Genomic DNA, 26362 nt, shown 5'->3' with positions numbered 1-26362 from the left:
CTGTTGAAAATAACAGCAGGGTAATACCCGCCCTACTCCCTGTTATAAATCCTTATGCTCAATTTCCGACAAATATTAATCCTGAGGTAGGTTTTTTTGTCCTTTAAGTGTCTTATTAGAAATAATGCATATAAGACTATTTACCAACATTTTTATTAAACCCGAATGAATTTTATTTTTAACTCAATCGAACGCTAAACTATAACTGTTAAGCTTCCACCGTATAATGGATTAAAATTAAATCCCTTCATCTTCTTTGAAAATTCGGGCATGACCATCGCATGATAAAAACAGATAGATTACTACTCCGCCAGTGGACAAAAGAGGATTTTCTTCCTTTTTCCGAAATGTGCAGCGATAAGGATGTGATGGAGTTTTTCCCAAAGATACAGACACCAAAAGAAAGTATTGAACTGGGTAATAAGATTCTGTCACTTATCAATAAGCGTGGTTGGGGATTTTGGGCCGTTGAAGTACCCAAGCACCATAAATTCATTGGTTTTGTTGGTCTGCATATTCCAGCAGACAGTATGCCCTTTTCTCCCTGTGTGGAAATCGGCTGGCGCTTATCCAGGCAGCACTGGGGTAAAGGCTATGCAACAGAGGCTGCCAAAGAGTCTCTTAACTATGCGTTTAGCATATTAGAGCTAGATGAAGTTGTCTCATTTACGACTTTGGCCAATAATCGTTCAAAGGCCGTTATGCGAAAAATCGGGATGCACGATAGCCGACAAAATTTTATGCATCCAGATATTGAGGCTACACACCCTCAATGTGAACATGTGCTCTATAAAATCAGCAAAACAGAATGGCAAAATAACAAATTATAATCCGAGACTTCGCATAGCTGTAGGGTGGATTGTAATCCACCAGCTTGATATCCCTATAGGCTAATTGGTGGAATGTATTCCACCCTACCATACTGGCCCCACAAAAAAGGGCGCCCGAAGGCGCCCTGATCATTCACTATTAAATAGTCCACTTACTTAGTAGTAAACTCCGGATAGGCTTCCATACCACACTCTGAAAGATCCACACCTTCGTACTCTTCTTCTTCAGAGACTCTGATACCGATGACGGCTTTCAGAACACCCCAAACAATCAAGCTAGTGATAAAGACCCAGCCAAAGATGGTTAAAGCACCAATGATCTGGCCAGAGAAGCTTGAACCGTCGTTAGTTACAGGCACTAATAACAGACCTAATAGACCAACAACACCGTGAACAGAGATAGCACCTACAGGGTCATCAATTTTCAGTTTGTCTAAAGTCAGGATTGAGAATACAACCAGTACACCACCGACCGCACCGAACAGAGTTGCTTGCAGAGCTGTTGGCGTTGAAGGCTCAGCAGTGATAGCAACCAGACCTGCTAGTGCACCGTTAAGGGCCATGGTTAAATCCGCTTTGCCGAACAGGATGCGGGCAACTGCAAGAGCAGCAACCAAACCACCGGCAGCAGCAGCGTTAGTATTCATAAACACTACGGCAACACTGTTAGCACTTTCTACGCTGGCTGTAGCTAGTACAGAACCACCGTTGAAACCAAACCAACCCATCCACAGGATGAAGGTACCTAATGTAGCCAGAGGAAGGTTAGCACCAGGAATCGCGTTAACCTGACCGTTAGGACCATACTTGCCTTTACGAGCGCCTAGTAAAAGAACACCAGCCAAGGCCGCAGCGGCACCTGCCATATGAACAATACCGGAACCTGCAAAGTCAGAGAAACCCAAGTCGCCTAAAGTGTACATACCGAATACGGCGTTGCCACCCCAAGTCCAGGAACCTTCCATTGGGTAGATAAAACCCGTCATGACTACAGCAAAAGCCAGGAAGGCCCAAAGCTTCATACGCTCAGCAACCGCACCGGAAACAATCGACATGGCAGTAGCAACAAACACTACCTGGAAGAAAAAGTCAGCAGAAGGTGCGTAAGTAGCCGCTTCTTCAGCGCCGGTTACACCGTCGCCAGTAATGGTGGCAAGCATAATGTCGCCGCCGTACATAATCGCGTAACCGCAAACCATATACATAATGCAAGAGATCGCATAAAGCGCGACGTTCTTGGTTAAGATTTCAGTGGTATTTTTAGAGCGAACAAGACCCGCTTCTAACATGGCAAAACCTGCTGCCATCCACATAACCAGCGCGCCACAAATTAAGAAATAAAATGTGTCGAGCGCATACTGTAATTGAAAAATTTCGTTTTCCATTGTTCAGCCCTCCAAAAGGCTAAGCTCGTTTAGTTAAAAAGCCAGAGTAAAAACTCTTAACTTAAATAGCTTCTTCGCCAGTTTCGCCGGTGCGGATACGGATCACCTGCTCTAGGGTAGAAACAAAGATTTTGCCGTCACCAATTTTGCCGGTGTTGGCAGCACTAGTGATTGCTTCGATAACTTGATCTAACGATGCTTCAGCAATCGCTACTTCAATTTTCACTTTGGGTAAAAAGTCGACAACGTATTCTGCGCCACGGTATAACTCAGTGTGGCCCTTCTGGCGTCCGAAACCTTTCACTTCTGTAACAGTAATACCCTGTACACCGATTTCAGACAGCGCTTCGCGCACGTCGTCCAATTTGAATGGTTTGACTACAGCCGTAACCAGTTTCATTGGCCTTCTCCTGGAATAATTAAAAGTTTTAAAAAGTCAGCCGCGCCGCAACGCGGCTGACAACTTAGTGCTGTTACAAAGTCGGGGGAGACAAATAAGCACTAAAACGGGATCTGGATTTAATTACAGATCAAAAGTTTTGCTAAGAGTGAATACAATCGCTTCACTTTCAGTTGGCTCGCCTTTGCTATCTTCCTGGTCAGACAACTCGTCGCTGCTGAAGATACCGGCAACACCCAGGTCAAAACCGCCAACTTCAGCGCCGTAACCAACTTCAATGTAATCACCATCAAAGTCATCACCAAACTCACCGTAAGTGGCGTAGAAACCGTTGTGCTCAACAGTCACTTCGATAAAGTCATAATCTTCTGACTCACCAAAACCGTCCCACTCACCGACGCTGTAACCAACGCTGATAAATTTCCAACCCGCAGACAGGTTAACTTCTTCATAAGTGTCATCGAACTCGCCAGTGTAGTAGTAACCGGTTACACCACCGCTAACAGAGAAATCACCAAACTCCATGCCGTAACCTGCATAGATGTCGTACTCAAGGCCGTCACCTACGTCAGCAGCCCAAGTACCGGCGTAAAAACCCGACTGTTCAAAATCGATACCGGCAGAAGCAGAAGATTCTTTCTGCAAAATACCGCGGTAGTAGTATTCAGATGCGAAACCAACGTTGGCTGAAAGATCGGCCATGGCAGGTGCTGAAACACCGGCAAAAGCAGTGGCAGCAACGATGCTAGAAGCTAATAATTTTTTCATTGTTAATGTCTCCAAAATAATCAAAGGGTTGTGATGAATAAGTATTTGTTGACCATAGCAATAGCATGGGCCGTGCCAATTTATAAAAAGCTTTTAAATTCAGTAGCTTACAATTTATTTTGCCGTTTCAGGGGCTTGTGCACCCGAAATGTGCGGGTCGTTGAAGGGCGTTTTAATCACACCGCACCAATTGTGAGCAAAAAAAGGCTTAAAACCGGATAGGCTGCTTGAAAGGAGATAAAAATGTAGATAAATCAAAGGGTTAAATTTTCAATTTTTTTGAGCTATGGCCGTAACAGTTTTGCTTAACTGCACCAAGTTGGTAAAAAGCGCCTAAATGGCTCAAGGGCGCACTTATTTGGGGCGGTTACCCGCTATTCGCCAAAACCGAGGATTTGGGCCGTACAGAGACGGCTGTTTGCGCTACACTAGCGGCCTCGCAACAAGGAACAATATCATGCAAAGTAAGGGTGAAATGGTCGATAAGCTGGTGGCCGGCCTGACCGATAAGCTATCCACGCTAGTGTCTGAGACCGGAAATGGCTCGGCGATAAAAAAAGACCTGCAACACAATCTGCGTGCGGTTATCCAAAGCACGGTCAGTAAACTGGAGATGGTCAGCCGCGAAGAATTTGATGCTCAGGTCGCTGTGCTGCATCGGTCCCGAGAAAAAATCGATCAACTGGAGCAACAATTGCAACAACTCACGGAGCTGGTTGAGCAGCAATAACCACACCTACCTATTGATCACTTCCAAGGAAGGAAGCCTATGTCACTTGCTACTGTTTATACCCGCGCCAAATGCGGTATTGATGCCCCTCTGGTGCGGGTTGAAGTTCATCTATCGAATGGTCTGCCCGCGCTTTCAATTGTCGGCCTGCCGGAAACGGCGGTTCGCGAAAGCAAAGACCGGGTGCGCAGCGCCATTATTAATTCTCACTTTGAATTTCCCAGTCGGCGAGTCACCATTAATCTGGCACCGGCAGATTTACCCAAAGAGGGGGGCCGATTTGATCTGGCTATCGCTATCGGCATTCTCGCCGCCTCCAAACAACTGCCTAATCATACTCTGGAGACCTTTGAATTTTTAGGGGAGCTGGGATTAACCGGGGAGTTGCATCCGGTACAAGGTGCTCTCGCTGCAGCCATCAAAAGTTCCAAAGCGGAACGGGCATTGGTGGTACCGGCGGCCAATACCGATGAAGCGACGCTCTGTGAAGAGGCGACCATTTTCAGCTGTAATAATTTATTGCAGCTATCGGCACATTTACATAACAGGGAGCTGTTAACACCACAGCGCGCCCAAGCCCCATCGCAATCATCACCCAACTACCCTGACCTTAGCGAGGTTAAGGGCCAGGCACTAGCAAGGCGTGCCTTGGAAATTGCTGCCGCCGGCAACCATAATCTTTTATTCTGTGGCCCACCGGGTACGGGGAAAACAATGCTTGCCAGTAGGCTGCCGGGTATTTTACCGCCGCTAAACCAGCAGGAAATGTTAGAGGTGGCTGCGGTCTATTCGATTAGCCAACAATCATCGCCGCGACATTATTATCAACGTCCCTTTAGAAACCCTCACCATACCGCTTCGCCGATTGCCTTGGTAGGGGGCGGTAGCAGCCCTCGCCCCGGTGAAATATCTCTGGCCAATCATGGTGTGTTATTTTTAGATGAGTTACCGGAGTTTCAACGCAGGGTGTTAGAAGTACTGCGAGAACCACTGGAGTCTGGTGAGATTTTAATTTCCCGGGCCAATCAGCAATTGGTTTTTCCTGCCAACTTTCAATTAATTGCGGCTATGAACCCCTGCCCCTGTGGTTATTATGGTGACTTACATAAAGCCTGTCGCTGTTCCCCTGACCAACTACGGCGTTATCGCGATAAAATTTCAGGCCCGCTGCTTGATCGGATAGATATGCAGGTGACGGTTAACCGGTTACCGGTGAGTGCGTTGCGACAACAGCAGCAAGCTGGAGAAGCTTCGGCCACGGTTCTAAAAAGGGTAATGCGCTGTAGGGACTTACAACAGCAGCGCCAGCAATGCACGAATAGTCGGCTGGATAATCGGCTATTGGAGCTTCATTGCCCGTTAAGCGAGAAAGACCATGAATTATTAGAGCTGGCGGTGATGCAATGGCATTTATCACCCCGCGCCTATCATCGTATCTTACGGGTGGCAAGAACCATTGCTGATTTGGCAGCGGCCGTTGATATTAATAGCCAGCACCTGACAGAGGCAATGAGTTACCGAGCGCTGGATAAAGAGCAGACCTAAATTACTGGCCAGCGGATATTATAAGTCCCGCGCGTTGATATAAGCCTGCTCAGAAATATGGTGATAGTTTTTAACTCCATCAGCATAAGCACGCCAGGATTTATAAACTTTGGCGGCCATGGGATCTTCATTGGCCACCTCAATCAGATATTCATTCGAGGCTTTGTGCAACGCCCGCAGTACATCATCCGGCAATTTACGCAGCTCGGTATCGTGGTTTGCTTGCAGATTTAATAATGAGGCATTATTGCGGGCGGTATATTCATCCAGCATATCCTGGTTGGCATAGCGGGCGGCAATCTCTACCATTTTTTGTAAATCTTCAGGCAGTGAATCATAGGCGTCTTTATTAATAATTAATTCTAAGGTAGGGCCGGGCTCATGCCAGCCAGGGTAGTAATAATATTTTGCCACCTCATGTAAACCCAGTGCCATATCGTTATAAGGTGCAACCCATTCGGTAGCATCAATCACACCGGTTTGCAGTGAGGTATATAACTCACTACCGGGCAAGGTCACCGCGGTACCACCGGCTCGACTAAAGACTTCGCCGCCAACACCCGGCACGCGCATTTTTAAGCCTTTGATATCGTCGATGGAATTAATCTCACGGTTAAACCAACCGGCCATTTGCACACCGGTATTGCCCCCGGCAAAGGGAATAATATTAAACGGCGCATAGGCCTCACGCCATAATTCCAAGCCGCCACCATAGTGTAACCAGCCATTCATTTCCTGGGCGGTTAAGCCAAAGGGAACTGAGGTAAAAAATGGCGATGATGGAATCTTGCCTTTCCAGTAATAAGCGGCGCCATGACCCATCTCAGCAGTGCCTTGGGAAACCGCACTAAACACTTCAAGCGCAGGCACAATTTCACCGCCGCCATAGACTTTAACCGTTAGGCGGCCATTGCTCATTTCGTTAATCACTTTGGCAAAATTTTCTGGCGCCGTACCCAAACCCGGGAAATTCTTTGGCCAGGTGGTGACCATTTTCCATTGAAAGGTCTGCTGACGTCCATCAGCTACGCTTTCTACGTTGCCTGTTTTTACTACCTCGGCCGCCCTTTCAATAACCAGCAGCCAACTCACAGTCACTAGCGCTGCTACCAGTGCCAGGATAATAAGTGGGCTAAAACGATTATAGGATGTGCTCATGATTTTTATTCTCTACTATCTCTCGGAAATGTTTATAAGGCCTCAAGATTGGCATACTGTACAACCAACCATTTGCTGCCTTCATCATCAAAGTTTATCTGCACTCTGGCAGAGGGTCCCTGCCCTTCAAAATTAACCACGGTGCCCACGCCAAAAATAGAATGTAACACTTGCTGCCCCAGACTAATGCCCGTATCTGGAATCGCATGGTCCTGAAATGAGGAGGGTGAATAACTGGCCGGGCGGCTAATGGTGGTATTTAACCGTACTTCTTGCACGAGTTCTTTGGGTATCTCACGGATAAAGCGCGACGGTGAATTAAAGTTTTCATTACCGTACATACGCCGTGACTCGGCATAGGTGATATAGAGTTTTTGCATAGCCCGGGTAATGCCCACATAACAGAGGCGGCGCTCTTCTTCCAATCGGCCAGACTCTTCCATCGACATTTTATGGGGGAATAGATTTTCTTCCATACCCACCAAAAAGACTAAGGGGAACTCCAACCCTTTCGCTGAGTGCAAGGTCATTAATTGCACACTGTCTTCATATTCATCGGCTTGTTGCTCACCGGCATCCAATGCTGCGCTATCCAGAAACTCTTGCAGTGGCGAGATGGTTTCGTCTTCAGGCACAAACTGACCTGAGGCGACCACCAGTTCCTGTAAGTTTTCTATTCTTGCCTGACCCTTTTCACCTTTTTCTTTTTGATGAAACTCAATTAAGCCGGAAACACTTACCACATGGTCAGTAAGTTCACGCAGGGTGACCTCATCGGTATCAACATCCATGCTATTGATTAAATCAATAAATTTTTGTACTGCGGTGGCGGCGCGGTTAGGCAAGAGTTTTTGCTCAATAATCTGGCCGGCGGATTTCCATAACGACAAACTATGTTCACGGGCATACTCACGTACAGTATCCACCGTTTTGCTACCGATTCCGCGAGTAGGTGTATTGATCACCCGCTCAATCGCCGTATCATCATCGCGGTTATTCATCAGCCGCATATAGGCCAGGGCATTTTTAATTTCCATACGGTCATAAAAACGCTGGCCACCATAAATACGGTAGGGAATACCGCTGCGAATCAAGGCCTCTTCCAATACCCGTGATTGCGCATTGGAGCGATAAAGAATCGACGAAGTGCTTCTGGTATTGCCATCCTTAACCCATTCTTCAATACGCTCGACCACAAAACGCGCTTCATCCTGTTCATTAAACCCGGCATAGAGAGAGATTAATTCACCCTCGCCATCTTCGGTCCATAGTTCTTTACCCAGGCGATCGCTATTATTTTCAATCACCGCATTGGCCGCTTGTAATATTGTCGAGGTCGAACGGTAATTTTGTTCCAGCCGAACAATTTGGGTATTGGGAAAATCTTTTGAGTACTGCTGAATATTTTCAATCTTGGCACCGCGCCAACCGTAGATCGACTGATCATCATCCCCCACCGCGACTACCGGAATTTGCTTGCCCGCTAATACTCGCAGCCAGGCATATTGAATGGTGTTGGTATCCTGAAACTCGTCAACCAGAATATGGCTAAAGCGCTCTTGATAATGCTTTAACACCGCCGGTTGTTTTAACCACAGCTCATGGGCGCGCAATAATAACTCAGCAAAATCAACCACGCCCTGTCGCTCACAAGCCTGCTCGTAGGCCAGGTAAACACGCAACATCATGGTATGGTTTAAATCTTTGCCGTAGTCTTCAATATGAGCTGAGCGGCGACCCTCATCTTTTTGCGCATTAATAAACCACTGCGATTGCTTGGGCGGCCAGTGGCTCTCATCAAGGTCTAACTCTTTGTGGATACGTTTAATAATTCTTAGCTGGTCATCGCTATCGAGAATTTGGAAATTTTGCGGCAGGCCTGCTTCTTTCCAGTGGGCTTTTAATAATCGGTGCGCAATACCGTGAAAGGTGCCCACCCACATACCCCGTGGAGCGCCCATGCCCCCGCCTACCGATGAGCCCATTAATTCATCAATACGGGCGCGCATTTCCTTGGCGGCTTTATTGGTGAAGGTCACCGACAGAATACTGTAGGGCGATGCGCCTTCGGCCTGAATAAGCCAGGCGATACGGTGCACCAATACGCGGGTTTTACCACTGCCAGCACCGGCCAGCACCAGTAAGTTAGCGGAAGGGGCAGCCACGGCTTGCCGTTGGGCGTCATTTAAATCATTGAGAATATGCGATACATCCATAGCCGCGCATTCTAGCAGACTACGGTTAACTACTCCTATAAAAGGCGGCGCAAAAATCAAGCTGTCGGTGGTTGAAAAATCATCAATAAGACTATTTAGAAAAATGCGTTAGAATAAATAGCAGAACAACAACCCATAGCCTGCGGGATAATCGCTTGAAGCCTCTTAATATTATCAACGCCATAGAATTAGCCCGGCCGGATTTACGCAAGTCCGAACTTAAAGTGGCAGACTTTATTCTTGGCCAACCGGATAAAGTGATTCATCTACGCATTGTCGATCTGGCACAAAAAGCGGGTGTGTCTGAACCTACTGTGGTGCGCTTTTGCCGAGCCATTGGCTGTGATGGTTTCCAGGATTTTAAATTATTATTGGCCCAGCATGTGGCCCATAGCCCCAGCTATGAAGAGTTCAGCCTGAATGAGCACGACTCGGCGCGGGAATATACCATCAAGGTGTTTGACTCTGCGGTGGACACCTTAAACAAAGTGCGGGACAGCCTCGATACACGCTCGATTGAAACCGCCGTTGATGTCTTGCAAAAAGCCCGGCGGGTGGAATTTTATGGCTTTGGGGCCTCAAGCCCCGTCGCCATGGATGCGCAACATAAGTTTTTCCGTTTGCAGATCCCCTCTTCCGCCTACTCCGACCCCCATATTCAAGCGATGTCAGCAATGTCCTTACAGCCGGGTGATGTGGTGGTGGCGATTTCCCAATCCGGACGAACCCAGGTATTACTGGATGCCATGGCCTTGGTAAAAGAAACCGGTGCCACCATTATTGGCCTGGCTCCCAGCAATACCCCGGTTGCTCAGGGCTGTGATATTGCCCTGCATATTGACGTTAAAGAAGATATTGAAAATTACACCCCTCTGCCCTCACGGATGGCACATATGGCGGTGATGGATATTCTGGCGGTGGGCGTATCCAAGGCTAAGGGGCCTGCGGTGGGAGAGCATTTGCAGAAAATTCACCGGGCACTAAAACCTCTGCGTCAGCAATAAGCTGCTGGACCTGCATATTCAAGCCCAGGCCATAAATAGGGGCCTATTGGCAATAACCCCCCTTTTTCGGTTTTATATTCATTTATTTAAGGGTATTATCCTCAAACAAACCCTTAATAAAATAAACAGCCGTGACTATTTTAGCCAAAGACTCACTCCAACAACTGCAATTCCCGCTATCGATTGGCCAGCAGCTAGCCAATGTACGCTATCTGCAAGGGCTACACCATAGCAGGCAGGCACTATCGAGCGACCTGCTGGCTGGTATGGCGGTTAAATCCCAGCTTAGGGCCAGCAAGGTTATGGCCGCCGAAGATCCATCGCCGGCATTTAATTACCAGCAAGCGCTGAATTATTTAACCACACTGGATGCCCAAGCCTTAAGCACTGAGCTGATTAAAGATTTACACCAACAGTTACATCAGCAGGGCGGGCGCTGGCGCAGCGTAAAGCTGACTATTCCACGGCGGGACCAACCGGATAAATATCTGGTGGTGCCCACAGGGGCTGAGACGATTGCCGCCGATATTGAACAACTGGTGAGTGACTTTAAGCAGGCACGGCAAAATGGCGTAGATGCACTGATTGCCATTCCCCTGCTTATTATGGCGCTCATGAAAACCTTTCCCTTTTTTGACGGTAATCGCCGGCTGGCATTATTGCTTGCCCGTTATCTGTTGCAAGATAGCGGCTACGGCATTGTTAATACGATTGATCTTGAATCTGAGGTGGTGGCCACGAACCGGGCTTTTTACCGCTCTCTCAATCGCAGTGACAGTAGTAACCCTCTGCCATGGCTGAGCTATTGGTGGGTGCTAATTCGCCGCCTGTACCAGCGCTTTGACCGGCAAATTCAACATGCCAATATTAACCCCGGCCGCGGTTCCAAAACCGCGCTGATCGAACGGTTTGTCTCGCAGCAGCAGCAACCCTTTCGCTACGGTGACGTCTGCAAAGCCTTTCCGACAATTAGCCGGGATCATATCAGGATGATTTTGCGCAAGCTGAAGCAGAACCAAGTGATTGTCACCGAAGGCAAGGGCCGCGGTGCTGTATGGAAACGCTGTTAGCGGCGGTAAAGGCGTGGCCGTTTTTTGCTGCTTGGCATTAATCCGCAGATAACTGATACTGGTAAAGCATTCAGTATTTAATAACATTAAGACTTCATTATGCTACTCACTGTAATTACCAGCACCTTGCTGGCAGGCCTGGCGATGCCTTTGGGTGCCTTTGTCGCCAGCATTGAACATATCAGCCCTGACTGGCTCGAACAGGAGTTTCGACATACGGTCACCGCCTTTGGCGGCGGCGCTCTATTATCCGCGGTCGCCCTGGTGCTGGTGCCTGAAGGTATCAACCATTTACCCGTCGCTTATGCCTGCGCTTTTTTTATTGGCGGCGGGTTGAGCTTTATGCTGTTGGATCGATGGCTGGCCAGACACAAAACACCCGCCAGCCAATTGGCTGCCATGTTATCGGACTTTATTCCTGAGTCGCTTGCGCTGGGGGCGGCCTTTGCCAGTGGTAATAGCACGGCGCTGTTACTGGCAGCGCTGATTGGCCTGCAAAACCTGCCTGAAGGGTTTAGTGCCTACCGTGAAATAAAATCATCATCGTCGCAAAGTACTGTAACAATTATCGCAGCCTTTGCCGCCATGGCACTGTTTGGGCCAGCCGCGGGTATCACCGGCTATCTTTGGTTACACGATGCCGCCAGTACTATTGCTGCCATCATGTTGTTTGCCGCCGGGGGGATTTTATATTCTATCTTTCAGGATATTGCGCCACAGGTGAAGCTGGAAAAGCATTTTGCCCCACCGATGGGTGCACTGCTGGGGTTTTCATTAGGGCTAACAGGATTTATGCTGACCACTTAAGTAAAGCTGGCAAGCCATGCTCTGGCGTCTGCTTCAGTCGTAAAGGTATCAACCTGCCATTCAATATCTTCAGCCAGAAACTGATAAAAATTTACCAGCGCCTGAGCCGCCTCATTAGACCCCATCACTACGGCATTTTTAATACCGGGGTTGGTTTTAGACAGTGCTTTGGCAACCGAGGTCATTTTCTCAATATCGGTATCGGAGGCAATATTTTTAGTAATCGTCGCACCATTGCCCAGGATAAAGCGAAGCTGATCGAAACGGGGGTCACTGCCTATAGCCAATAAAGAATCAACGGCCTGCTGCCCCGTCACTTCACCGGTATAAATAACTTGTAGAGTCTCCTGTGACTCCCATACTAGCTCTACTGCCATGCTACCTTCATTATCGTCCATTATTATGGGGGGATTATAACCCCAAAGTCACCGTGATGTTGACAGCTTTATTACATGGTATAAAGTTAAATATAGCTTCTGGCAAGCTATCGTATTAACGTAAAATTAGCAGTGTAAAATTAGAATAATAGTTAACAGATAAGGACACGCCTCAGCATGAGCCCCCTCTCTCATCTCATATATGTCAGTTCCACCAGCCAATTACTCAGCGAAGCGGAATTAAAGGAGATCTTAATCGGTGCCAGAACCCAAAATGAACAGCACGATATCACCGGCATGCTGCTTTATAATGACGGCAATGTGATGCAGGTGATTGAAGGCGAGCCCACCGCGGTGGAGACTCTGTTTAGCAATATTCAGCAAGACCCCAGGCATAATGGCATTATCGTTCTGGTAAAAGAAGCCATTGCTGAACGCGAGTTCCCGGATTGGCGCATGTCCTACCAGAATATATCTGGTCAGGATGTCGAAGGGTTTTCTGACTTTCTATCCTTTGACCCGGGCAAAGCCACCCACAACATCCTTCCTGGTAAAGCGATAAAGCTACTCAATACATTTAAAAATCAGGTGACTTAAGCACAGTATTATTTTAGGAGGCGAGCATGGATCGCAAAGAACATTTCAAATTACTGGCCAATTATAATCTACGTTTAAATCATCAGGTCTATACGGCGGCGGCGACACTGGATGAAGCAACCCTCAACAAAGACCTCGGCGCCTTTTTTGGCTCTATCCTCGGCACACTTAACCATATTATGGTGGGTGATCTTTTTTGGCTATCACGCTTTGAAACGCTCTCGAATCGATACTCGTCACTACGTCAGCTGACTGATATTAAACAACCCAAAGCGCTGGATGATATTATTTTTGCTTCATTTGAAGAGCTGCACTTTAACCGAACCATTATTGATCATATTATTATCAACTGGACCCATGATGAAATTGATAACGAAGATTTTAAACTGGATCTGAGCTACAAACCTATTAAAGGTGGCACTGGGTCACGCAATTGTGCCGAGGTACTTGCCCATCTATTTAATCACCAGACCCATCATCGAGGTCAGGTAAGCACCTTGCTGTCCCAGCACAATATCGATATCGGCACCACTGACTTTCTGATTGATATCCCCGACAGCACCCCATCACTGTAGAGTCATCCTATGTCTACCATTGAATTTTCTGATGAAGAAAAAAATATTCTAGTCAAAAAAATAAAGCTGTATTTTGAACAGGAACTGGACCAGGATATCGCCCAGTTTGATGCTTTATTTTTAATGGATTTTATTGCCGAGGAAATGGGCGCTTATTTTTATAACCGGGGAGTGCAAGACGCCAAGCTCATACTGGAAGAAAAAATAGAAGCCATTGGCGATGCGTTTTATGAAATAGAAAAACCGACCTACTTTTCCAAGTAACCCGGTTTAATCTTATCACCCTAAAAACGGTGTAACGATCTGCTTAAGCAAGGGGAATTATTTTCTTCGCCCGATGCCAACCAAACCCACTAAGGCAGAACCAAATAACCAGGCCGCCGCAGGTACAGGTACCACTGTAGGCCCAGCGCCACAGGTGTCACCCACACAGAGTGAACCATACACCTCATCATTGTCAGCGCTGGAGTCATCGACAAAGTAGTAGGATACAAATACCGACTCTTCATTAAGGCTTAAGGAGGTAATCGTAAATTCGTTATTACCTTGATATAACTCGTAATCAAGTTCGCGCTGTTTAACTTGAATAGACCAGCCATCATCATTGTGATAACCAATACCCTGATCAACAGGGATATCACTATCCGGTGATTTTATTTTAATTTCCCATTCTTCATTAAATAGCAACTCTTCTTCACCTTTGTTAATACCGATAACGTCAATGATTAGCGTGCTATTACTGATCGCCGTATCCCAGGCAAATTCATAGCCTTCACTCAGGACAGTATCCTCAGCACCAAAACTATAAGAAAAGTAATCGGCCGACAAAGGCGCAGAAAAAGCTAAAAGAGAAAAAGCTGTGGCCACGCCACGGGTTAAAAACGAACTACAAGCGTCCAGGTCTTTCATCATATATTCCTTTATGATCATTATTATTTTATAAATAAAGTGCTCTTATTGGCGCTTTTATTTATCTCAAGGTGAGGACATTCTATAGTTTTTTCTGGGCAACTGGCAAGAAGAAGGCCGAAGATAAATCACTTTTTTAACTTATATATAAGCACCAAAGTCATATTAGCCGGTCAAAGATGGGCGCAAACGTTGTCACTAAAGCATGGCTTATAGGTGTAATAAATGCTTAACGTAAATGCGTATAACCACCATCAAGAGGCAGTGAATGCCCCGTTATATAGGAGCCGGCAGCGCTGCATAAAAACAAAACCACCGCTCCTATATCGGTTTCACAGTCACCAATCTTGCCCATAGGCACCCCTGATAACATGGCTGCTACCGCATCAGGCTCCGTTGCTTGCCATAGTTCCATGGCAGGCGACATGGCCATCGGCAAAATACAATTAACCCTGATACGGTCAGGGCCCCATTCACTAGCGGCCGCTCTTGATAAGGCGCGGATGGCTTCTTTGGCGGCATTATAGGGACCATAGCTAGAGGTATCGGCCTGGAAGGCCGCTGGAGTGGCGAGGTTGATCACTACGCCGTCGCCTTTTAAATAGGGGTGGCAGGCACGCATTAATCGCACCGTTGCCAATGGGCCTGAATCCATACCCTGCTGGTATTGCTGTTCATCAAAATCAAGAATATTGCCCAGCGAAATCACTTGTGCATTGTTCACCAGTATATTGATGCCACCGAAAGTGTTGACGGCAAGGGCGACCACTTGCGCCAGATCATCCGCATTAAGCACGTCACCGCCCAGACAAATACTTTGGCCGCCCCGCTGCTCAATTTCTTTGGCGACCTCTTCCAGTTTTGATAATGTGCGGCCAAAGAGCACGATATTGGCTCCGGCACTAGCCAGGGCTAAAGCAATACCTCTGCCTACACCTTGCCCTGCGCCGGTGATAATAGCGGTTTTATTATTTAACGTTTGCATCGGCTCTCCACTCACTCTTCATCAACCCTTCGTTTTTTCTTAGGCCAAATAATCAAAGATCATTTCACCCTGGTCGAGAATAATATCGCCAACGGTATAAACTGAACTAATCACTTCTTCAACGGGGATATCGGCCAAGGGGTTTTGCACGGTTGATGCCAGGGATAAATCGGCCTGCCCTTCCCAGATTTCTTTACGGTGATCATTGCGCACCAAACAGGTATTAATTTGCCGAATATCAAAACCGTCACCGGTCACGGAGGGAATAGACTTTAATAGAAAATGTTCGCGCTGATAAACCGGAATAGGCTCGCCCTGTTGTTCAAAGCTCATACTGGCACTGATAATATTGACATCACCATCACGAACCGAAGCAGCGACCCCTTTTTCATCGCGCTTAAAAATAATCTCTCCGCCAAACTTTGGAAAGCCCCAAACTTCACGCCCCGAGATAAGCAGTTCGATTTCATCGAGATAGAGTACCGGCATAAAAGTACCCACTCGCTCGCCCAGAGTAACCGGAATCATAATACCCGCCTCGCCGTAGGGCTGAACAATGGGTTCGGCAATATTTAGCATGCCGATATAAACCACCAGCGTATTCTCTGGGTTGGGTACCATGGGCTCTGGAACTAAAGCACGCAATACCTCAGGACTAGTGCGAATAGTCATGGTAAACATTTCGTTATTTCTATATTGATAGGGAGGCACTGCAAACGAAGGCGGATTAGAACACAAATTGGTTCCTGAAAAGTTGTCACGGCTCATCATCTTGACTCCATCATTATTATCATTAATTCACTGCTCTGTCTAAATGTTCCCAATAGGGCTTACGAATTTCCCGCTTTAATAATTTACCGGATGGATTGCGGGGCAGCTCCGTCGTAAAATCGACGGACTTAGGTATTTTATAACCGGCAATTTTATCCCGGGCAAAATCTATTAATTGCTGGGGCTGTAGATTTGAGTTCTCATTGGCCACAACAACCGCTTTAACTTCTTCGCCCCATTTTTTACTGGGCACACCAATAACGGCAATATCTTTGACGTCGGGGTGTTCAAATAAAACGCTTTCCACTTCAGCGGGATAAATATTTTCACCCCCGGAAACAATCATATCTTTGACCCGATCGTAGATATATAAGTAGCCTTCATCGTCCATATAGCCGGCATCACCAGAATAAAGCCAGCCGTCAATCATCGTTTTTGCGGTAGCCTCAGGCAGTTTCCAATAACTGCTCATTAACGAAGGTGAGCGAATAATTATCTCGCCCACCGTGTCGGCGGGAAGGTGTTTGCCGGACTGGTCAACAATGGCAATATCAACGGTTGGGTAGGCTTTACCGCATGAGGCCATTTTTTTAGCCTTGGGGTCATTATGATCTTCCGGATGCAGCACAGTCATCGAACCGGCAGTTTCTGTCATTCCGTAGATTTGGGCAAAGCTGCACTGGAACACCTCTAACGCTTGCGTTAGCAACGCGGCAGGTATCGGCGAAGCACCATATAATAAGGCCTTTAAACTTTTAAACGCTTCGGCATTACAGCTGGGGTGATCCAGTAATAATTGAATCACCGCGGGTACAAAAAAGGTTCTTGTAACTTTATAGTGATGCATGGCCGCAATAATTTCACCGGGGTCAACCTCTGCCATAATCACGGCGGCGGAACCGTTATATAAAGCAATTAAACCCGTAGCGGTTCCACCAATATGAAACAGTGGCATAGCCACCAAGGCCACATCGGTATTGTCCCACTGCGACCATTCGGCGACTAAATGCTCGGCTTCGCGCAGCGCTAAAATTGCGCGATGAGAAAGCTCGACGCCTTTGGGGTGACCCGTAGTGCCACTGGTATAAAGCTGCATAGCAATATCAGCACCGGTTACGGCCTGATCGATTTCTGTGACTGGCTGCTGGTTTCGCCATTGGCTGTAATCGTCTTCACCCTGACCTTCTATGAGTACAATGACTGTTTCCAGCAAGGGGAGCTGTGAGCGAATATGATCCAAAACAGGCAGAAAGCTTTCTTCAATAAATAATACCCTGGACTCGGAATCGTTTAGAATATAGTGCACTTCCGGCGCGGCTAAACGCCAGTTAACCCCGACCAAAACAGCACCGCATTTTCCGGCGCCCATTAACAACTCAAAAAAGTAATCATTATTTTTAGCCAGTATGGCTATACGCTGTTGCGGCTTAACTAATGCCGATAAGCCATGGGCAACTTGATTGGCATAGTTATCCAATTGCTGATAACTGGTTTCACGCCCGGCAAAAACCAATGCCGTACGCTGCGCATTTTCTTGAGAGTGATACCGGGAGATATCACTGAGTGTTTGAAATTCAGGATAGATTGACATGTCACTGCCTCCATCAACTTATTATTTTAATTAAGCGGTAACGCCGCCATCCAGCACCATGGCATGCCCAGTCATAAATGAAGATTGATCGGACACCATCCACAACACCGACTCTGCCACTTCATCTACTTCACCTAAACGGCCAATGGGATGTAATTTTTCTACCCGTCGTTTTAATATTTCATCATGCAGTAAACTGCGTTCGGCAATATCTGTTTTTATAACGCCGGGGCAAATCGCATTAATACGAATACCCTGTGCCGCATATTCCCGGGCAGCGGTTTTGGTTAAGCCGATAATTGCATGTTTGCTGGCACTATAGGCACAGCCCATCATTTCATTACCACGAAGACCCGCAATAGATGACATATTAACAATCACCCCTTGATGATTTAACTGCGGAATTTGGTATTTCATGCAACGCCATACACCGGTAACGTTAGTATTGATCACCGCATCAAAGGTGGCTTCATCATAGTCGGCGGTGGGCACAAACGTACTGCCTTCGATACCGGCATTATTAACAGCGATATCAAGGCCGCCGTAGGTGCTAACGGTTTGTGCCAGTAAGTTCTTTATCGATTCGCTACTGGTCACATCGGCGGCAATAAAACAGGCCTCACCACCCAGCGCGGTAATCTCGGCAACGACCTTGTCGCCTTCCATCTGACGACGGGATGCGAGCACGACTTTTGCGCCATGACTTGCCAGCTTAATCGCGATGGATTTGCCAATACCGCTACTGGCTCCGACGACCAGAGCAACGCGCCCTGCTAACATCGTCATTCGCCAACACCCAGTGCAAGCTGCAAAGCTTCTGTCGCTAAATCTTCAAGGCTAAGACCGCCATCCAATTTGTACCAGTTTGTCGTCCAGTTAAGGGCACCGGTTAGAAAGCGGCGCAGAATAAATACATCACCGCTAACCAGCCCCTGTTCTTTCGCTGCGGTGAGGGCATTAATCCAGGACTGCTCATAAATAGCCCGCAGCTCTAAGATATCCTGCTGGTTGGCTGCAGACAGACTGCGCCATTCTGAGACCAGCACGCTCATGGCCTCAACGGTATCAGAGGAATGGATAGAGGCCAGCTCACAGCGGATACAGGCCAACAACTGCTCTTTTGGACCCTCGGCCCCGCTACTGCTGCGCGCATTTTTTCGGTGTTATAAATGACGGCATCCGTCATTACCGCCTTTAAAATCTCTTCTTTGCTTTTATAATGGTGGAATAGGCTGCCGGATTGAATGCCGATTTCATTGGCAATATCACGTACCGTGGTGCGCTCGTAGCCTTTTTCCCGAAATAGATGGGCAGCGCCAGACAGCAAGCGCCCTTTGGCACTATCGGGGTCGGTCAGTTGCCCCTGATCGATCAATGTGTCTAAATGCTTCATAGTCAAACCTGCTTTAAGAGCAGTTATCATACACAATATTATTCACTTTACATACCAAGCGCTTGCTTGGTAACCTTTTGCCTCAGGCCTATTCCTGCTGCCACTCGCTATAACACCGATAACTCACATCGATAAACCGCCGATAAACCACATCGATAAACCAGGACAGACACCATGCAACTCACCGAACAGCACCTCGAAATACAGCGCACCATCATGAACTTTATCGACAAGGAGATTAACCCCTATGTCGATGAATGGGAGCGAGAGGGGCTGACCCCACTCCATAAGCTGATGAAGAAAATGGGGGACCTTGGCCTGCTGGGTATTGATAAGCCCGAGGCCTACGGCGGCCTTGGTCTGGATTACAGTTATGCCATGTTAATGAATGAAACGCTGGGGCATGTGCACTGCGGTGGCGTTAAGCTGGCGATTGATGTGCAAACCTCTATGGCCACTCCCGCTCTGGCCCGCTTTGGTAGCGATGAGCTAAGGCGTGAGTTTTTGGTTCCGGCGATTACCGGGGAGATGGTCGCCTCAATAGCGGTTAGTGAAACCAGCGGCGGATCGGATGTGGCGGCGATTAAAACCACCGCCAAAAAAGATGGCGATGACTATATTATTAACGGCAGCAAAATGTGGATAACCAATTCCACTCAGGCCGACTGGATTTGCTTGCTGGCCAATACCTCTGACGACAATAAGCACCGCAATAAATCACTGATTATTGTGCCTACCAACACCCCTGGGTTTAGCCTGAGCGAGAAACTGGACAAACTGGGGATGCGCTCCTCGGATACCGCTCAGGTCTTTTTAGATAATGTGCGGGTTCCGCAGCGCTATTTGATTGGCGAAGAAGGCATGGGCTTTACTTACCAAATGATGCAGTTTCAGGAAGAACGCCTGTCTACCATTAGCTGTGTGCCGCCCATGGACAGAGCTATCCAGCAAACCATCGAGTACTGCCGCGAACGGGAAGCCTTTGGCAAACCTATTCTGGACAACCAGGTGGTTCACTTCCGCCTTGCCGAATTGCAAACAGAGGTAGAAGCCCTGCGCGCTTTATTTTATCGCGCGGCAGATCTCTATGTAGCCGGAGAAGACGTCACCCAATTAGCCTCAATGGCAAAACTCAAAGTCGGCCGGCTAACTCGCGAAGTCGCCGATAGCTGTTTGCAATATTGGGGTGGTATGGGCTTTATGTGGGATAACCCGGTTTCTCGCCTCTACCGAGATGGGCGACTGGTCTCTATTGGCGGCGGCACCGATGAAACGATGCTGAGCATTATCGCCAAAGGCATGGGAACCCTACCTGGTAAATAACCGCAAACCAGCGCCATTGACATATGAAAATCCATATATAACAATAGCCATATATTTGTTTTTCCATATATGGTGATGTCAATGGACCCACTAATATTCTATAAATGCCTTGCCGATGACACTCGGCTTAAGTCCCTGCTGCTGATTGCCCGGGAAAAAGAGCTCTGTGTCTGCGAGCTAACTGAAGCCCTGCAAGTCAGCCAGCCTAAAGTATCCCGCCATCTGGCCCAGCTCCGGGAGTGTGGGCTGCTTGAAGATCGTCGTGAAGGCCAGTGGATTTTCTATAGTCTCAGCCCCTCCCTACCCAACTGGGCCAGGGCTGTTATTCAAACCACCGCCGAGCATAACCCAGTTTATTTCCATAGCGCCCATCAGCTGATTTGCACCATGGGTGACCGCCCTGAACGCAAGCAGCAATGCTGCTAGTACCGGAGGCTAATTAATGAAACTGCTGTTTATTTGCACCCATAATCGCTGCCGCAGTATTTTGGCAGAGGCTATCACCAACCATCTTGGCTGTGGCCAGCTGCTAGCAAAATCCGCAGGCAGCCAACCGGTTGGCGAAGTCCACCCGCTCTCCTTAAAGTATCTGGCAGAGGCCAATATCTCCACCGCGGGTTTATCCAGTCAATCCTGGGATGAACATGAAAGCTGGCAACCGGATATTGTGATTACGGTCTGTGACGCCGCCGCCGGTGAAGCCTGCCCGGTCTGGTTTGGGCAGTCGATTAAAGTGCACTGGGGGCTTACAGACCCGTCCAGTGTCGACGGCAGCGAACAGGAAATTGCCGATGCATTTAGACAAACTATCGCTACATTACACACACGTATTGAAACATTATTAGGCCATAACTTAGACAGGATGGATCAGCAGCAACTGTCGGCGGTCTTTAATGCTTTGGGAGAAAACTAATGGGGATGTTCGAACGCTATCTAAGCCTGTGGGTTGGTTTGAGTATTATGGCCGGCGTAGTGCTGGGTAATTTTTTCCCCGCCGCTTTTGCCATGGTCGCCAATTGGGAATATGCCCATGTCAATTTGCTGATAGCGGTACTGATCTGGCTGATGATTTACCCCATGATGATTCAGGTGGATTTTGCGGCGATTAAAGATGTCGGTAAAAAGCCTAAGGGTTTAATTCTGACCCTGATCGTTAACTGGATTATCAAACCCTTTACGATGGCTGCTCTGGGCTGGTTATTTTTCCATTTTATTTTTGCCGATTTTGTTAATCCTGAAACCGCCAATGAATATATTGCCGGGATGATTTTGTTAGGTGTTGCGCCCTGTACTGCAATGGTGTTTGTCTGGAGCCAGTTAACCAAAGGCGACCCCAACTACACATTAGTACAGGTATCCGTCAATGACATTATTATGGTTTTTGCCTTTGCACCGATTACGGCTTTTCTATTGGGTGTCACCGATATTACGGTACCCTGGGAAACCTTGTTGCTATCAGTAGCGTTGTATGTGGTGTTACCACTGGCTGCCGGTTATCTGACTCGGCGCTTTATGCACAACCAAATCTCCGGTTTTGTCGATAGCCTAAAACCTTTGTCCGTTGTGGGTTTATTAGCTACCGTATTATTATTATTTGGGTTTCAGGCTGAAACCATTTTAGAAAAACCGCAAAGTATTTTTATGATTGCCATACCGCTGATTATCCAGAGCTATGGCATTTTCTTTATTGCTTACTTTGCAGCCCGCTATATTCGACTAACACATAATGTAGCGGCCCCGGCAGCACTGATTGGCACCAGCAATTTTTTTGAGCTGGCTGTCGCTGTTGCTATTTCATTATTTGGACTCCACTCAGGTGCAGCCTTAGCTACTGTTGTTGGCGTATTGGTTGAAGTACCGGTGATGTTATCGCTGGTTAAATTTGCCAATAAAACCCGCCACTGGTTTCCGCAAAGTTAAAGGTATGATGTTATGAATGATATGCCCAATTTGGAGTTATCCCTGTTAAATACGGACTTGCAGGATACATTATCCAACGGCAGTGAAGTTGATCACGCGCCAAAAATTTTACTGTTATACGGATCGCTAAGAGAACGCTCCTATAGCCGCTTAGTGGTTGAGGAAAGCGCACGGGTTTTACGGGAGCTGGGCTGTGAAACCCGTATCTTTGACCCTTCCGGTTTACCGTTACCGGATGATGAAGATGAAAGCCACCCCAAGGTTCAAGAGTTGCGTGAGTTAATGACCTGGTCTGAAGGGCAAGTGTGGTGTTCCCCAGAGCGCCACGGTTCAATGACTGCGATTATGAAAGCGCAAATTGATTGGGTGCCACTCAGTATTGGTGCTGTACGCCCAACTCAGGGTAAAACTCTGGCGGTGATGCAAGTTGAGGGCGGCTCACAATCGTTTAATACCGTTAATCAATTAAGAGTACTTGGCCGCTGGATGCGGATGATAACGATCCCCAATCAATCGTCTGTAGCAAAAGCCTGGCTGGAGTTTGATGACGATGACCGAATGAAAGACTCGGGCTTTTATAACCGTATTGTCGATGTGATGGAGGAGTTAGTTAAATTTACTTTGCTAACCCGGGGCAATGCAGAGTTTTTGGTTGACCGTTATTCAGAACGCAAAGAATCCGCCGAAGCGTTAATGGCACGGGTTAATCAAAGAGCATAGTAGGGTGGATTATAATCCACCAAACCGTAACGCCGAACATTCAAAACAGGTGGATTATAATCCACCCTACAGTGTGTCAGGAATCCTTTAAACCTTTTTTCATCCCACCAAGGTCAACCATAATCGGTTGGCCTGTATAGGACTGTGCATTGCCATGGCCCAGCTGGTGAATATCAAACACCTGCTCTATGGCATTATCCTGCCCCATAATATCCAGCGTGCGATTAACGGCGCGCTTGGCCATCGCTAAACCAAAGGCTGGCTTTTGTGCAATTTTAGCGGCCATGGCCATGGTTTCATTATTCAGTTCGTCAACAGCCACCACCTTATTCACCATACCTAACTGCTCCGCTGTGGCGGCATCTACCGAGTCGCTGGTAAATAATAATTCCTTGGCTTTGCGCGCACCAAACTCCCAGGTATGACCATGGTATTCAACACCGCCGATACCCATCATAACTACCGGATCGCTAAAGCGGGCATCATCGGCGGCAATAATTAAATCGCAGGGCCAGATCAACATTAGGCCAGCGGCAATGCAAGCGCCTTGTACTGCGGCAATAGAAGGCTTGGGAATATTGCGCCACTTACGGCCAAGGTCAATATAGTGTTTGGTTTCTGAATGATAGAGGTCGGCAATCACTTCACCCTGCCAATCTACCGGAGCCTGGTCCATCGCTTCTTGAGTAATATCATGGCCGGCAGAAAAATGTGGGCCATTGGCATTAAGCACGATGACTTTAACATCCTTATCTTCCGCGGCACGGGTCCAGGCGGCATCCAATTGTAAAATCAAGTCAAGATCCTGGGCGTTGCGCTGCTTGGGCCGATTTAAAGTGATCACCGCAATATTATCTTCGACGCGATAAAGAATTTTGTCTTCGGCCATGGTAATTTCCTTTGGATTTGTATAACGTGATTAGCCGTTATTCTAACAATAAAAATTCATACCGTATCGGCCAAAACTATTTATAAAGTATCATTTCTGGCCAGAGCGGTGTTTCATAGAATAATAACGACAGCTTGAGAGGTTAGCTTATGCGAATGGGCATTATGACCGGTTCCGGTTTTGACCCTGACCCGACAATGAGCGGATTAATTAAAGAAGCACAGCGCTATGAGCAACTGGGCTTTGATAGTGTGTGGATGGCCACCATTTACGGTTTTGACGGCTTAACCGTACTATCTGCCATCGGCGCGGCTACTTCCCGTATTGAACTGGGCACCGCTGTGGTGGCCAGTCACCCCCGCCACCCGATGGCAATGGCGCAGCAAGCCCTAACTGCTGCAGCAGCCAGCCAAGGCCGCTTTACCCTCGGCGTCGGCCTGTCGCATAAATATGTGATCGAACAGGAAATGGGGCTAACGTATAGCAAGCCCGCCGATAATATGCGGGAATATCTGCAAGTGGTTATGCCTTTATTACAACAAGGCACGGTTGCCTATAGCGGCGATATTTTTAATGTCAACGCCACCTTTTATATGCCGGAAACCCATAAGGTTCCCGTTTTGGTCGCAGCCCTTGGTCCAAAAATGCTGGAGGTGGCTGGCACTTATGCGGACGGAACGACATTATGGCTTACTGGCCCCAAAACGATTGAACAGCATATTGTGCCGGGCATTATGGCAGCGGCCAAGGCGGCAGCAAAACCAGCCCCGCGAGTTGTAGCCGGCATGCCTGTTGTATTAACCAACGATATTGCCAGCGCCCGCGATGGCGTTAATGAAAAACTGGCGATGTATAACGATATTCCTTCTTACCGCGCCATGCTTGACCGTGAAAATGCCAATGGCCCAGGTGATGTGGCACTGCTGGGTGATGAGCAATCATTACGCCAGCAAATCCAACATTTACAGGATATCGGTGTGACCGATTTAAATGCTGTCTTGATTGATACTGATAGCGGAGCCTATGAAAGAACATTAAATTTTTTGGCTTCCGAACTGAACCAATAAAAAATAACAGGTATACCCATGTCTGATAAATATTTTACCCCGTCCATTGATGCTGATGCGCCACTGCCGGATTTAGGCAATGAGCGTATTGCCTCTGACCGATTCAGCTCTCCAGAGTATATGAAACAAGAATGGTCGAAGCTGTGGCGAACGGTGTGGAATATTGGCCCACGGATTGAGGAGATCAATGCCCCCGGCGATTATGTGATTCACGAACTGGGTGAAGAATCGTTTTTATTTGTAATGGGTAAAGATAATAAAATTCGCGGCTTTTATAATGTCTGCCAGCATCGTGGCAACCGTTTGGTGATGGGCAAGCCCTGTGACTCCGCCAAATTTTTTAAATGCGCCTTCCATGCCTGGTCTTATAATACGGACGGCACCATTAAAGGTGTGCCCAACCCCGATACTTTCCCCCAATTTAAAGACGGCCTGCCTAAAGAGGAGTTAGGGCTAGAGGAAATTCGTATTGATTTTTGGGGTGGCTGGATTTGGTTTAATCTTGATGGCAAGGCCGAACCGCTATTGGATTTTCTTGGCGAACTACCCGAACAGCTGGCCCCCTATCAAATTGAAAATATGCGCCTGCTGGAATATAAAACGTTTTTATGGGATTCTAACTGGAAGGTAGCCTGTGATGCCTTTAATGAAAGTTATCATTTCCGTGGCCTGCATCCGCAGATTTTAAAATGGTCTGATGAGATGGCCAAAATAGAATTGCACGGTATTCATAGCCGGATGATTAATAAATACGGCACTACAAGCTCACCCTATACCGGTGCTGCGGAAGTGTTTCCTGAGTTAAAGGAGTGGATGGCTTATAACGGGATGGATGCAGAGTCCTATGAAGGTGCGCCGGAGGATGTCTGGAAAGCAAAAACCGCCTTTAGCCGCAGTATTCAGGATCAACCGCATATTACTGCGCCCTATAAAGATATGACTGATGAGCAGCTGACCGATGTTTATCATTATTTTATTTTCCCCGGCTTTGCCATGAATGTATTTCCCGAAGGTGTGAATGGTTTCCGCTATCGCCCTCATGAAACCGACCCCAATAAAATGTATTACGATTTGATTTTATTGGTGCATTATCCTGAGGGCCAACAAATTCCCTGTGAGAGAAAGTTTTTTAAAGAAAAAGTCCGTTACGATCAAATTGCCGATACGCCCATCTCTTATATTATTACGGATGTGCTACAGCAGGATGCAGACAATGTTTCAATTAATCAATTGGGATTAAAGTCCGAAGGGTTTAGGGGTATGTATTTGGGTGACCAGGAGTTAAGGGTCAGGCATTTTCATAAAACACTGGATAGCTATATCAAAGACTAG

The 26362-nt window shown here is 47.4% G+C and carries 30 protein-coding genes; 16 read left to right on the top strand and 14 right to left on the bottom strand.

Annotated elements, in window-relative coordinates:
* The first annotated feature begins 281 nt into the window (after positions 1-281).
* A complete protein-coding gene (locus tag BST96_RS08375) occupies positions 282-830 on the top strand; it encodes a GNAT family N-acetyltransferase (RefSeq protein WP_085758270.1) in 549 nt (182 codons plus the stop codon).
* Between the two features lie 152 nt (positions 831-982).
* On the opposite strand, the gene BST96_RS08370 is transcribed toward BST96_RS08375, so the two are convergent.
* From BST96_RS08370 to BST96_RS08360, 3 genes are all read right to left on the bottom strand, one after another.
* On the bottom strand, positions 983-2215 hold the full coding sequence (locus BST96_RS08370) for an ammonium transporter (RefSeq protein ID WP_085758269.1): 1233 nt from the start codon (positions 2213-2215) through the stop codon (positions 983-985).
* A 61-nt stretch (positions 2216-2276) separates the two neighbouring features.
* Positions 2277-2615: a P-II family nitrogen regulator gene (gene glnK, locus BST96_RS08365; protein WP_085758268.1), complete on the bottom strand. Its 339-nt coding sequence runs from the start codon at positions 2613-2615 to the stop codon at positions 2277-2279.
* 123 nt (positions 2616-2738) lie between these two features.
* Positions 2739-3383: a TorF family putative porin gene (locus tag BST96_RS08360; protein ID WP_085758267.1), complete on the bottom strand. Its 645-nt coding sequence runs from the start codon at positions 3381-3383 to the stop codon at positions 2739-2741.
* Between the two features lie 457 nt (positions 3384-3840).
* Here BST96_RS08360 and BST96_RS20410 point away from each other — a divergent pair, with 457 nt between their 5' ends.
* Together BST96_RS20410 and BST96_RS08350 are read left to right on the top strand one after the other, a co-directional pair.
* Positions 3841-4113, top strand: coding sequence for an accessory factor UbiK family protein (locus BST96_RS20410; protein WP_240554918.1), 273 nt, complete (start codon positions 3841-3843; stop codon positions 4111-4113).
* A 39-nt stretch (positions 4114-4152) separates the two neighbouring features.
* A complete protein-coding gene (locus BST96_RS08350) occupies positions 4153-5658 on the top strand; it encodes a YifB family Mg chelatase-like AAA ATPase (RefSeq protein WP_085758265.1) in 1506 nt (501 codons plus the stop codon).
* Positions 5659-5676: 18 nt separating this feature from the next.
* Here BST96_RS08350 and BST96_RS08345 read toward each other — a convergent pair whose 3' ends face one another.
* Together BST96_RS08345 and uvrD are read right to left on the bottom strand one after the other, a co-directional pair.
* A complete protein-coding gene (locus BST96_RS08345; protein WP_085758264.1) occupies positions 5677-6816 on the bottom strand; it encodes a TRAP transporter substrate-binding protein in 1140 nt (379 codons plus the stop codon).
* Positions 6817-6848: 32 nt separating this feature from the next.
* Positions 6849-9032 carry a DNA helicase II gene (gene uvrD / locus BST96_RS08340; protein WP_085758263.1) on the bottom strand — a complete coding sequence of 728 codons (2184 nt, stop codon included), beginning with the start codon at positions 9030-9032 and terminating at the stop codon, positions 6849-6851.
* A 155-nt stretch (positions 9033-9187) separates the two neighbouring features.
* Between uvrD and BST96_RS08335 the strand changes: the two genes are divergently transcribed.
* The 3 genes from BST96_RS08335 (at position 9188) to BST96_RS08325 (ending at position 11913) form a co-directional block, all read left to right on the top strand.
* The gene (locus BST96_RS08335) at positions 9188-10036 is read left to right on the top strand and encodes an SIS domain-containing protein (RefSeq protein WP_085758262.1); all 849 of its coding nucleotides are present in this window, start codon (positions 9188-9190) and stop codon (positions 10034-10036) included.
* 131 nt (positions 10037-10167) lie between these two features.
* Complete coding sequence (locus BST96_RS08330; protein ID WP_085758261.1) at positions 10168-11106, top strand: Fic family protein; 939 nt, start codon at positions 10168-10170, stop codon at positions 11104-11106.
* A gap of 99 nt (positions 11107-11205) precedes the next feature.
* Positions 11206-11913, top strand: coding sequence for a ZIP family metal transporter (locus BST96_RS08325; RefSeq protein WP_085758260.1), 708 nt, complete (start codon positions 11206-11208; stop codon positions 11911-11913).
* Here the strand turns inward: BST96_RS08325 and BST96_RS08320 are convergent.
* Positions 11910-12290, bottom strand: a complete 381-nt coding sequence (locus BST96_RS08320; protein ID WP_157117905.1) for a hypothetical protein — start codon at positions 12288-12290, stop codon at positions 11910-11912. The genes BST96_RS08325 and BST96_RS08320 overlap by 4 nt on opposite strands.
* 177 nt (positions 12291-12467) lie before the next feature.
* Between BST96_RS08320 and BST96_RS08315 the strand changes: the two genes are divergently transcribed.
* Genes BST96_RS08315 through BST96_RS08305 form a run of 3 tightly spaced genes read left to right on the top strand, consistent with a single transcriptional unit; the run spans position 12468 to position 13726 of the window.
* Entirely contained in the window at positions 12468-12887 is a 420-nt protein-coding gene (locus BST96_RS08315; RefSeq protein WP_085758258.1) for a BLUF domain-containing protein, read from the top strand.
* Positions 12888-12913: 26 nt separating this feature from the next.
* Positions 12914-13462, top strand: a complete 549-nt coding sequence (locus tag BST96_RS08310) for a DinB family protein (RefSeq protein WP_085758257.1) — start codon at positions 12914-12916, stop codon at positions 13460-13462.
* A 9-nt stretch (positions 13463-13471) separates the two neighbouring features.
* Positions 13472-13726 (top strand): DUF2164 domain-containing protein, encoded by a 255-nt coding sequence (locus BST96_RS08305; protein ID WP_085758256.1) that lies wholly within the window; start codon positions 13472-13474, stop codon positions 13724-13726.
* A 57-nt stretch (positions 13727-13783) separates the two neighbouring features.
* Here BST96_RS08305 and BST96_RS20735 read toward each other — a convergent pair whose 3' ends face one another.
* From BST96_RS20735 to BST96_RS21275, 7 genes are all read right to left on the bottom strand, one after another.
* Positions 13784-14374 carry a VPLPA-CTERM sorting domain-containing protein gene (locus BST96_RS20735; protein WP_206045427.1) on the bottom strand — a complete coding sequence of 197 codons (591 nt, stop codon included), beginning with the start codon at positions 14372-14374 and terminating at the stop codon, positions 13784-13786.
* Between the two features lie 226 nt (positions 14375-14600).
* Entirely contained in the window at positions 14601-15356 is a 756-nt protein-coding gene (locus tag BST96_RS08295; RefSeq protein WP_085758254.1) for an SDR family NAD(P)-dependent oxidoreductase, read from the bottom strand.
* A gap of 39 nt (positions 15357-15395) precedes the next feature.
* Positions 15396-16124 (bottom strand): acetoacetate decarboxylase family protein, encoded by a 729-nt coding sequence (locus BST96_RS08290; RefSeq protein ID WP_276206939.1) that lies wholly within the window; start codon positions 16122-16124, stop codon positions 15396-15398.
* A 25-nt stretch (positions 16125-16149) separates the two neighbouring features.
* Positions 16150-17718 carry a fatty acid--CoA ligase gene (locus tag BST96_RS08285; RefSeq protein WP_085758252.1) on the bottom strand — a complete coding sequence of 523 codons (1569 nt, stop codon included), beginning with the start codon at positions 17716-17718 and terminating at the stop codon, positions 16150-16152.
* A 30-nt stretch (positions 17719-17748) separates the two neighbouring features.
* Positions 17749-18504 carry a glucose 1-dehydrogenase gene (locus BST96_RS08280; protein ID WP_085758251.1) on the bottom strand — a complete coding sequence of 252 codons (756 nt, stop codon included), beginning with the start codon at positions 18502-18504 and terminating at the stop codon, positions 17749-17751.
* Positions 18501-18827 (bottom strand): TetR-type transcription factor C-terminal domain-containing protein, encoded by a 327-nt coding sequence (locus BST96_RS21280; protein ID WP_276206931.1) that lies wholly within the window; start codon positions 18825-18827, stop codon positions 18501-18503. Before BST96_RS21280 ends, BST96_RS08280 begins: the two co-directional genes overlap by 4 nt.
* The gene (locus tag BST96_RS21275; RefSeq protein ID WP_276206930.1) at positions 18767-19111 is read right to left on the bottom strand and encodes a TetR/AcrR family transcriptional regulator; all 345 of its coding nucleotides are present in this window, start codon (positions 19109-19111) and stop codon (positions 18767-18769) included. The genes BST96_RS21280 and BST96_RS21275 overlap by 61 nt, the downstream gene beginning before the upstream one ends.
* Positions 19112-19285: 174 nt before the next feature.
* On the opposite strand from BST96_RS21275, the gene BST96_RS08270 reads away from it, so the two are divergent.
* The 5 genes from BST96_RS08270 to arsH all read left to right on the top strand — a co-directional run bounded on the left by BST96_RS08270 (position 19286) and on the right by arsH (position 23074).
* The gene (locus tag BST96_RS08270) at positions 19286-20434 is read left to right on the top strand and encodes an acyl-CoA dehydrogenase family protein (protein ID WP_085758250.1); all 1149 of its coding nucleotides are present in this window, start codon (positions 19286-19288) and stop codon (positions 20432-20434) included.
* Positions 20435-20515: 81 nt separating this feature from the next.
* Positions 20516-20860: a metalloregulator ArsR/SmtB family transcription factor gene (locus BST96_RS08265; RefSeq protein WP_085758249.1), complete on the top strand. Its 345-nt coding sequence runs from the start codon at positions 20516-20518 to the stop codon at positions 20858-20860.
* Positions 20861-20876: 16 nt separating this feature from the next.
* Positions 20877-21347 carry an arsenate reductase ArsC gene (locus tag BST96_RS08260; protein ID WP_085758248.1) on the top strand — a complete coding sequence of 157 codons (471 nt, stop codon included), beginning with the start codon at positions 20877-20879 and terminating at the stop codon, positions 21345-21347.
* Positions 21347-22354, top strand: a complete 1008-nt coding sequence (gene arsB / locus BST96_RS08255; RefSeq protein WP_085758247.1) for an ACR3 family arsenite efflux transporter — start codon at positions 21347-21349, stop codon at positions 22352-22354. Before BST96_RS08260 ends, arsB begins: the two co-directional genes overlap by 1 nt.
* Before the next feature lie 12 nt (positions 22355-22366).
* Entirely contained in the window at positions 22367-23074 is a 708-nt protein-coding gene (gene arsH / locus BST96_RS08250) for an arsenical resistance protein ArsH (RefSeq protein ID WP_085758246.1), read from the top strand.
* A 76-nt stretch (positions 23075-23150) separates the two neighbouring features.
* Here the strand turns inward: arsH and BST96_RS08245 are convergent, their stop codons facing one another.
* On the bottom strand, positions 23151-23963 hold the full coding sequence (locus BST96_RS08245) for an enoyl-CoA hydratase (RefSeq protein ID WP_085758245.1): 813 nt from the start codon (positions 23961-23963) through the stop codon (positions 23151-23153).
* Positions 23964-24112: 149 nt separating this feature from the next.
* On the opposite strand from BST96_RS08245, the gene BST96_RS08240 reads away from it, so the two are divergent.
* Both BST96_RS08240 and BST96_RS08235 read left to right on the top strand, forming a co-directional pair.
* On the top strand, positions 24113-25030 hold the full coding sequence (locus tag BST96_RS08240; protein WP_085758244.1) for a TIGR03564 family F420-dependent LLM class oxidoreductase: 918 nt from the start codon (positions 24113-24115) through the stop codon (positions 25028-25030).
* An 18-nt stretch (positions 25031-25048) separates the two neighbouring features.
* Positions 25049-26362, top strand: a complete 1314-nt coding sequence (locus tag BST96_RS08235; RefSeq protein WP_085758243.1) for an aromatic ring-hydroxylating oxygenase subunit alpha — start codon at positions 25049-25051, stop codon at positions 26360-26362.

The organism is Oceanicoccus sagamiensis, assembly GCF_002117105.1.
GTDB classification, from domain to species: Bacteria; Pseudomonadota; Gammaproteobacteria; order Pseudomonadales; family Dasaniaceae; genus Oceanicoccus; species Oceanicoccus sagamiensis.
Note: the sequence above shows the minus strand (reverse complement) of the source record. Positions and strands in the feature narration are given on the sequence as shown.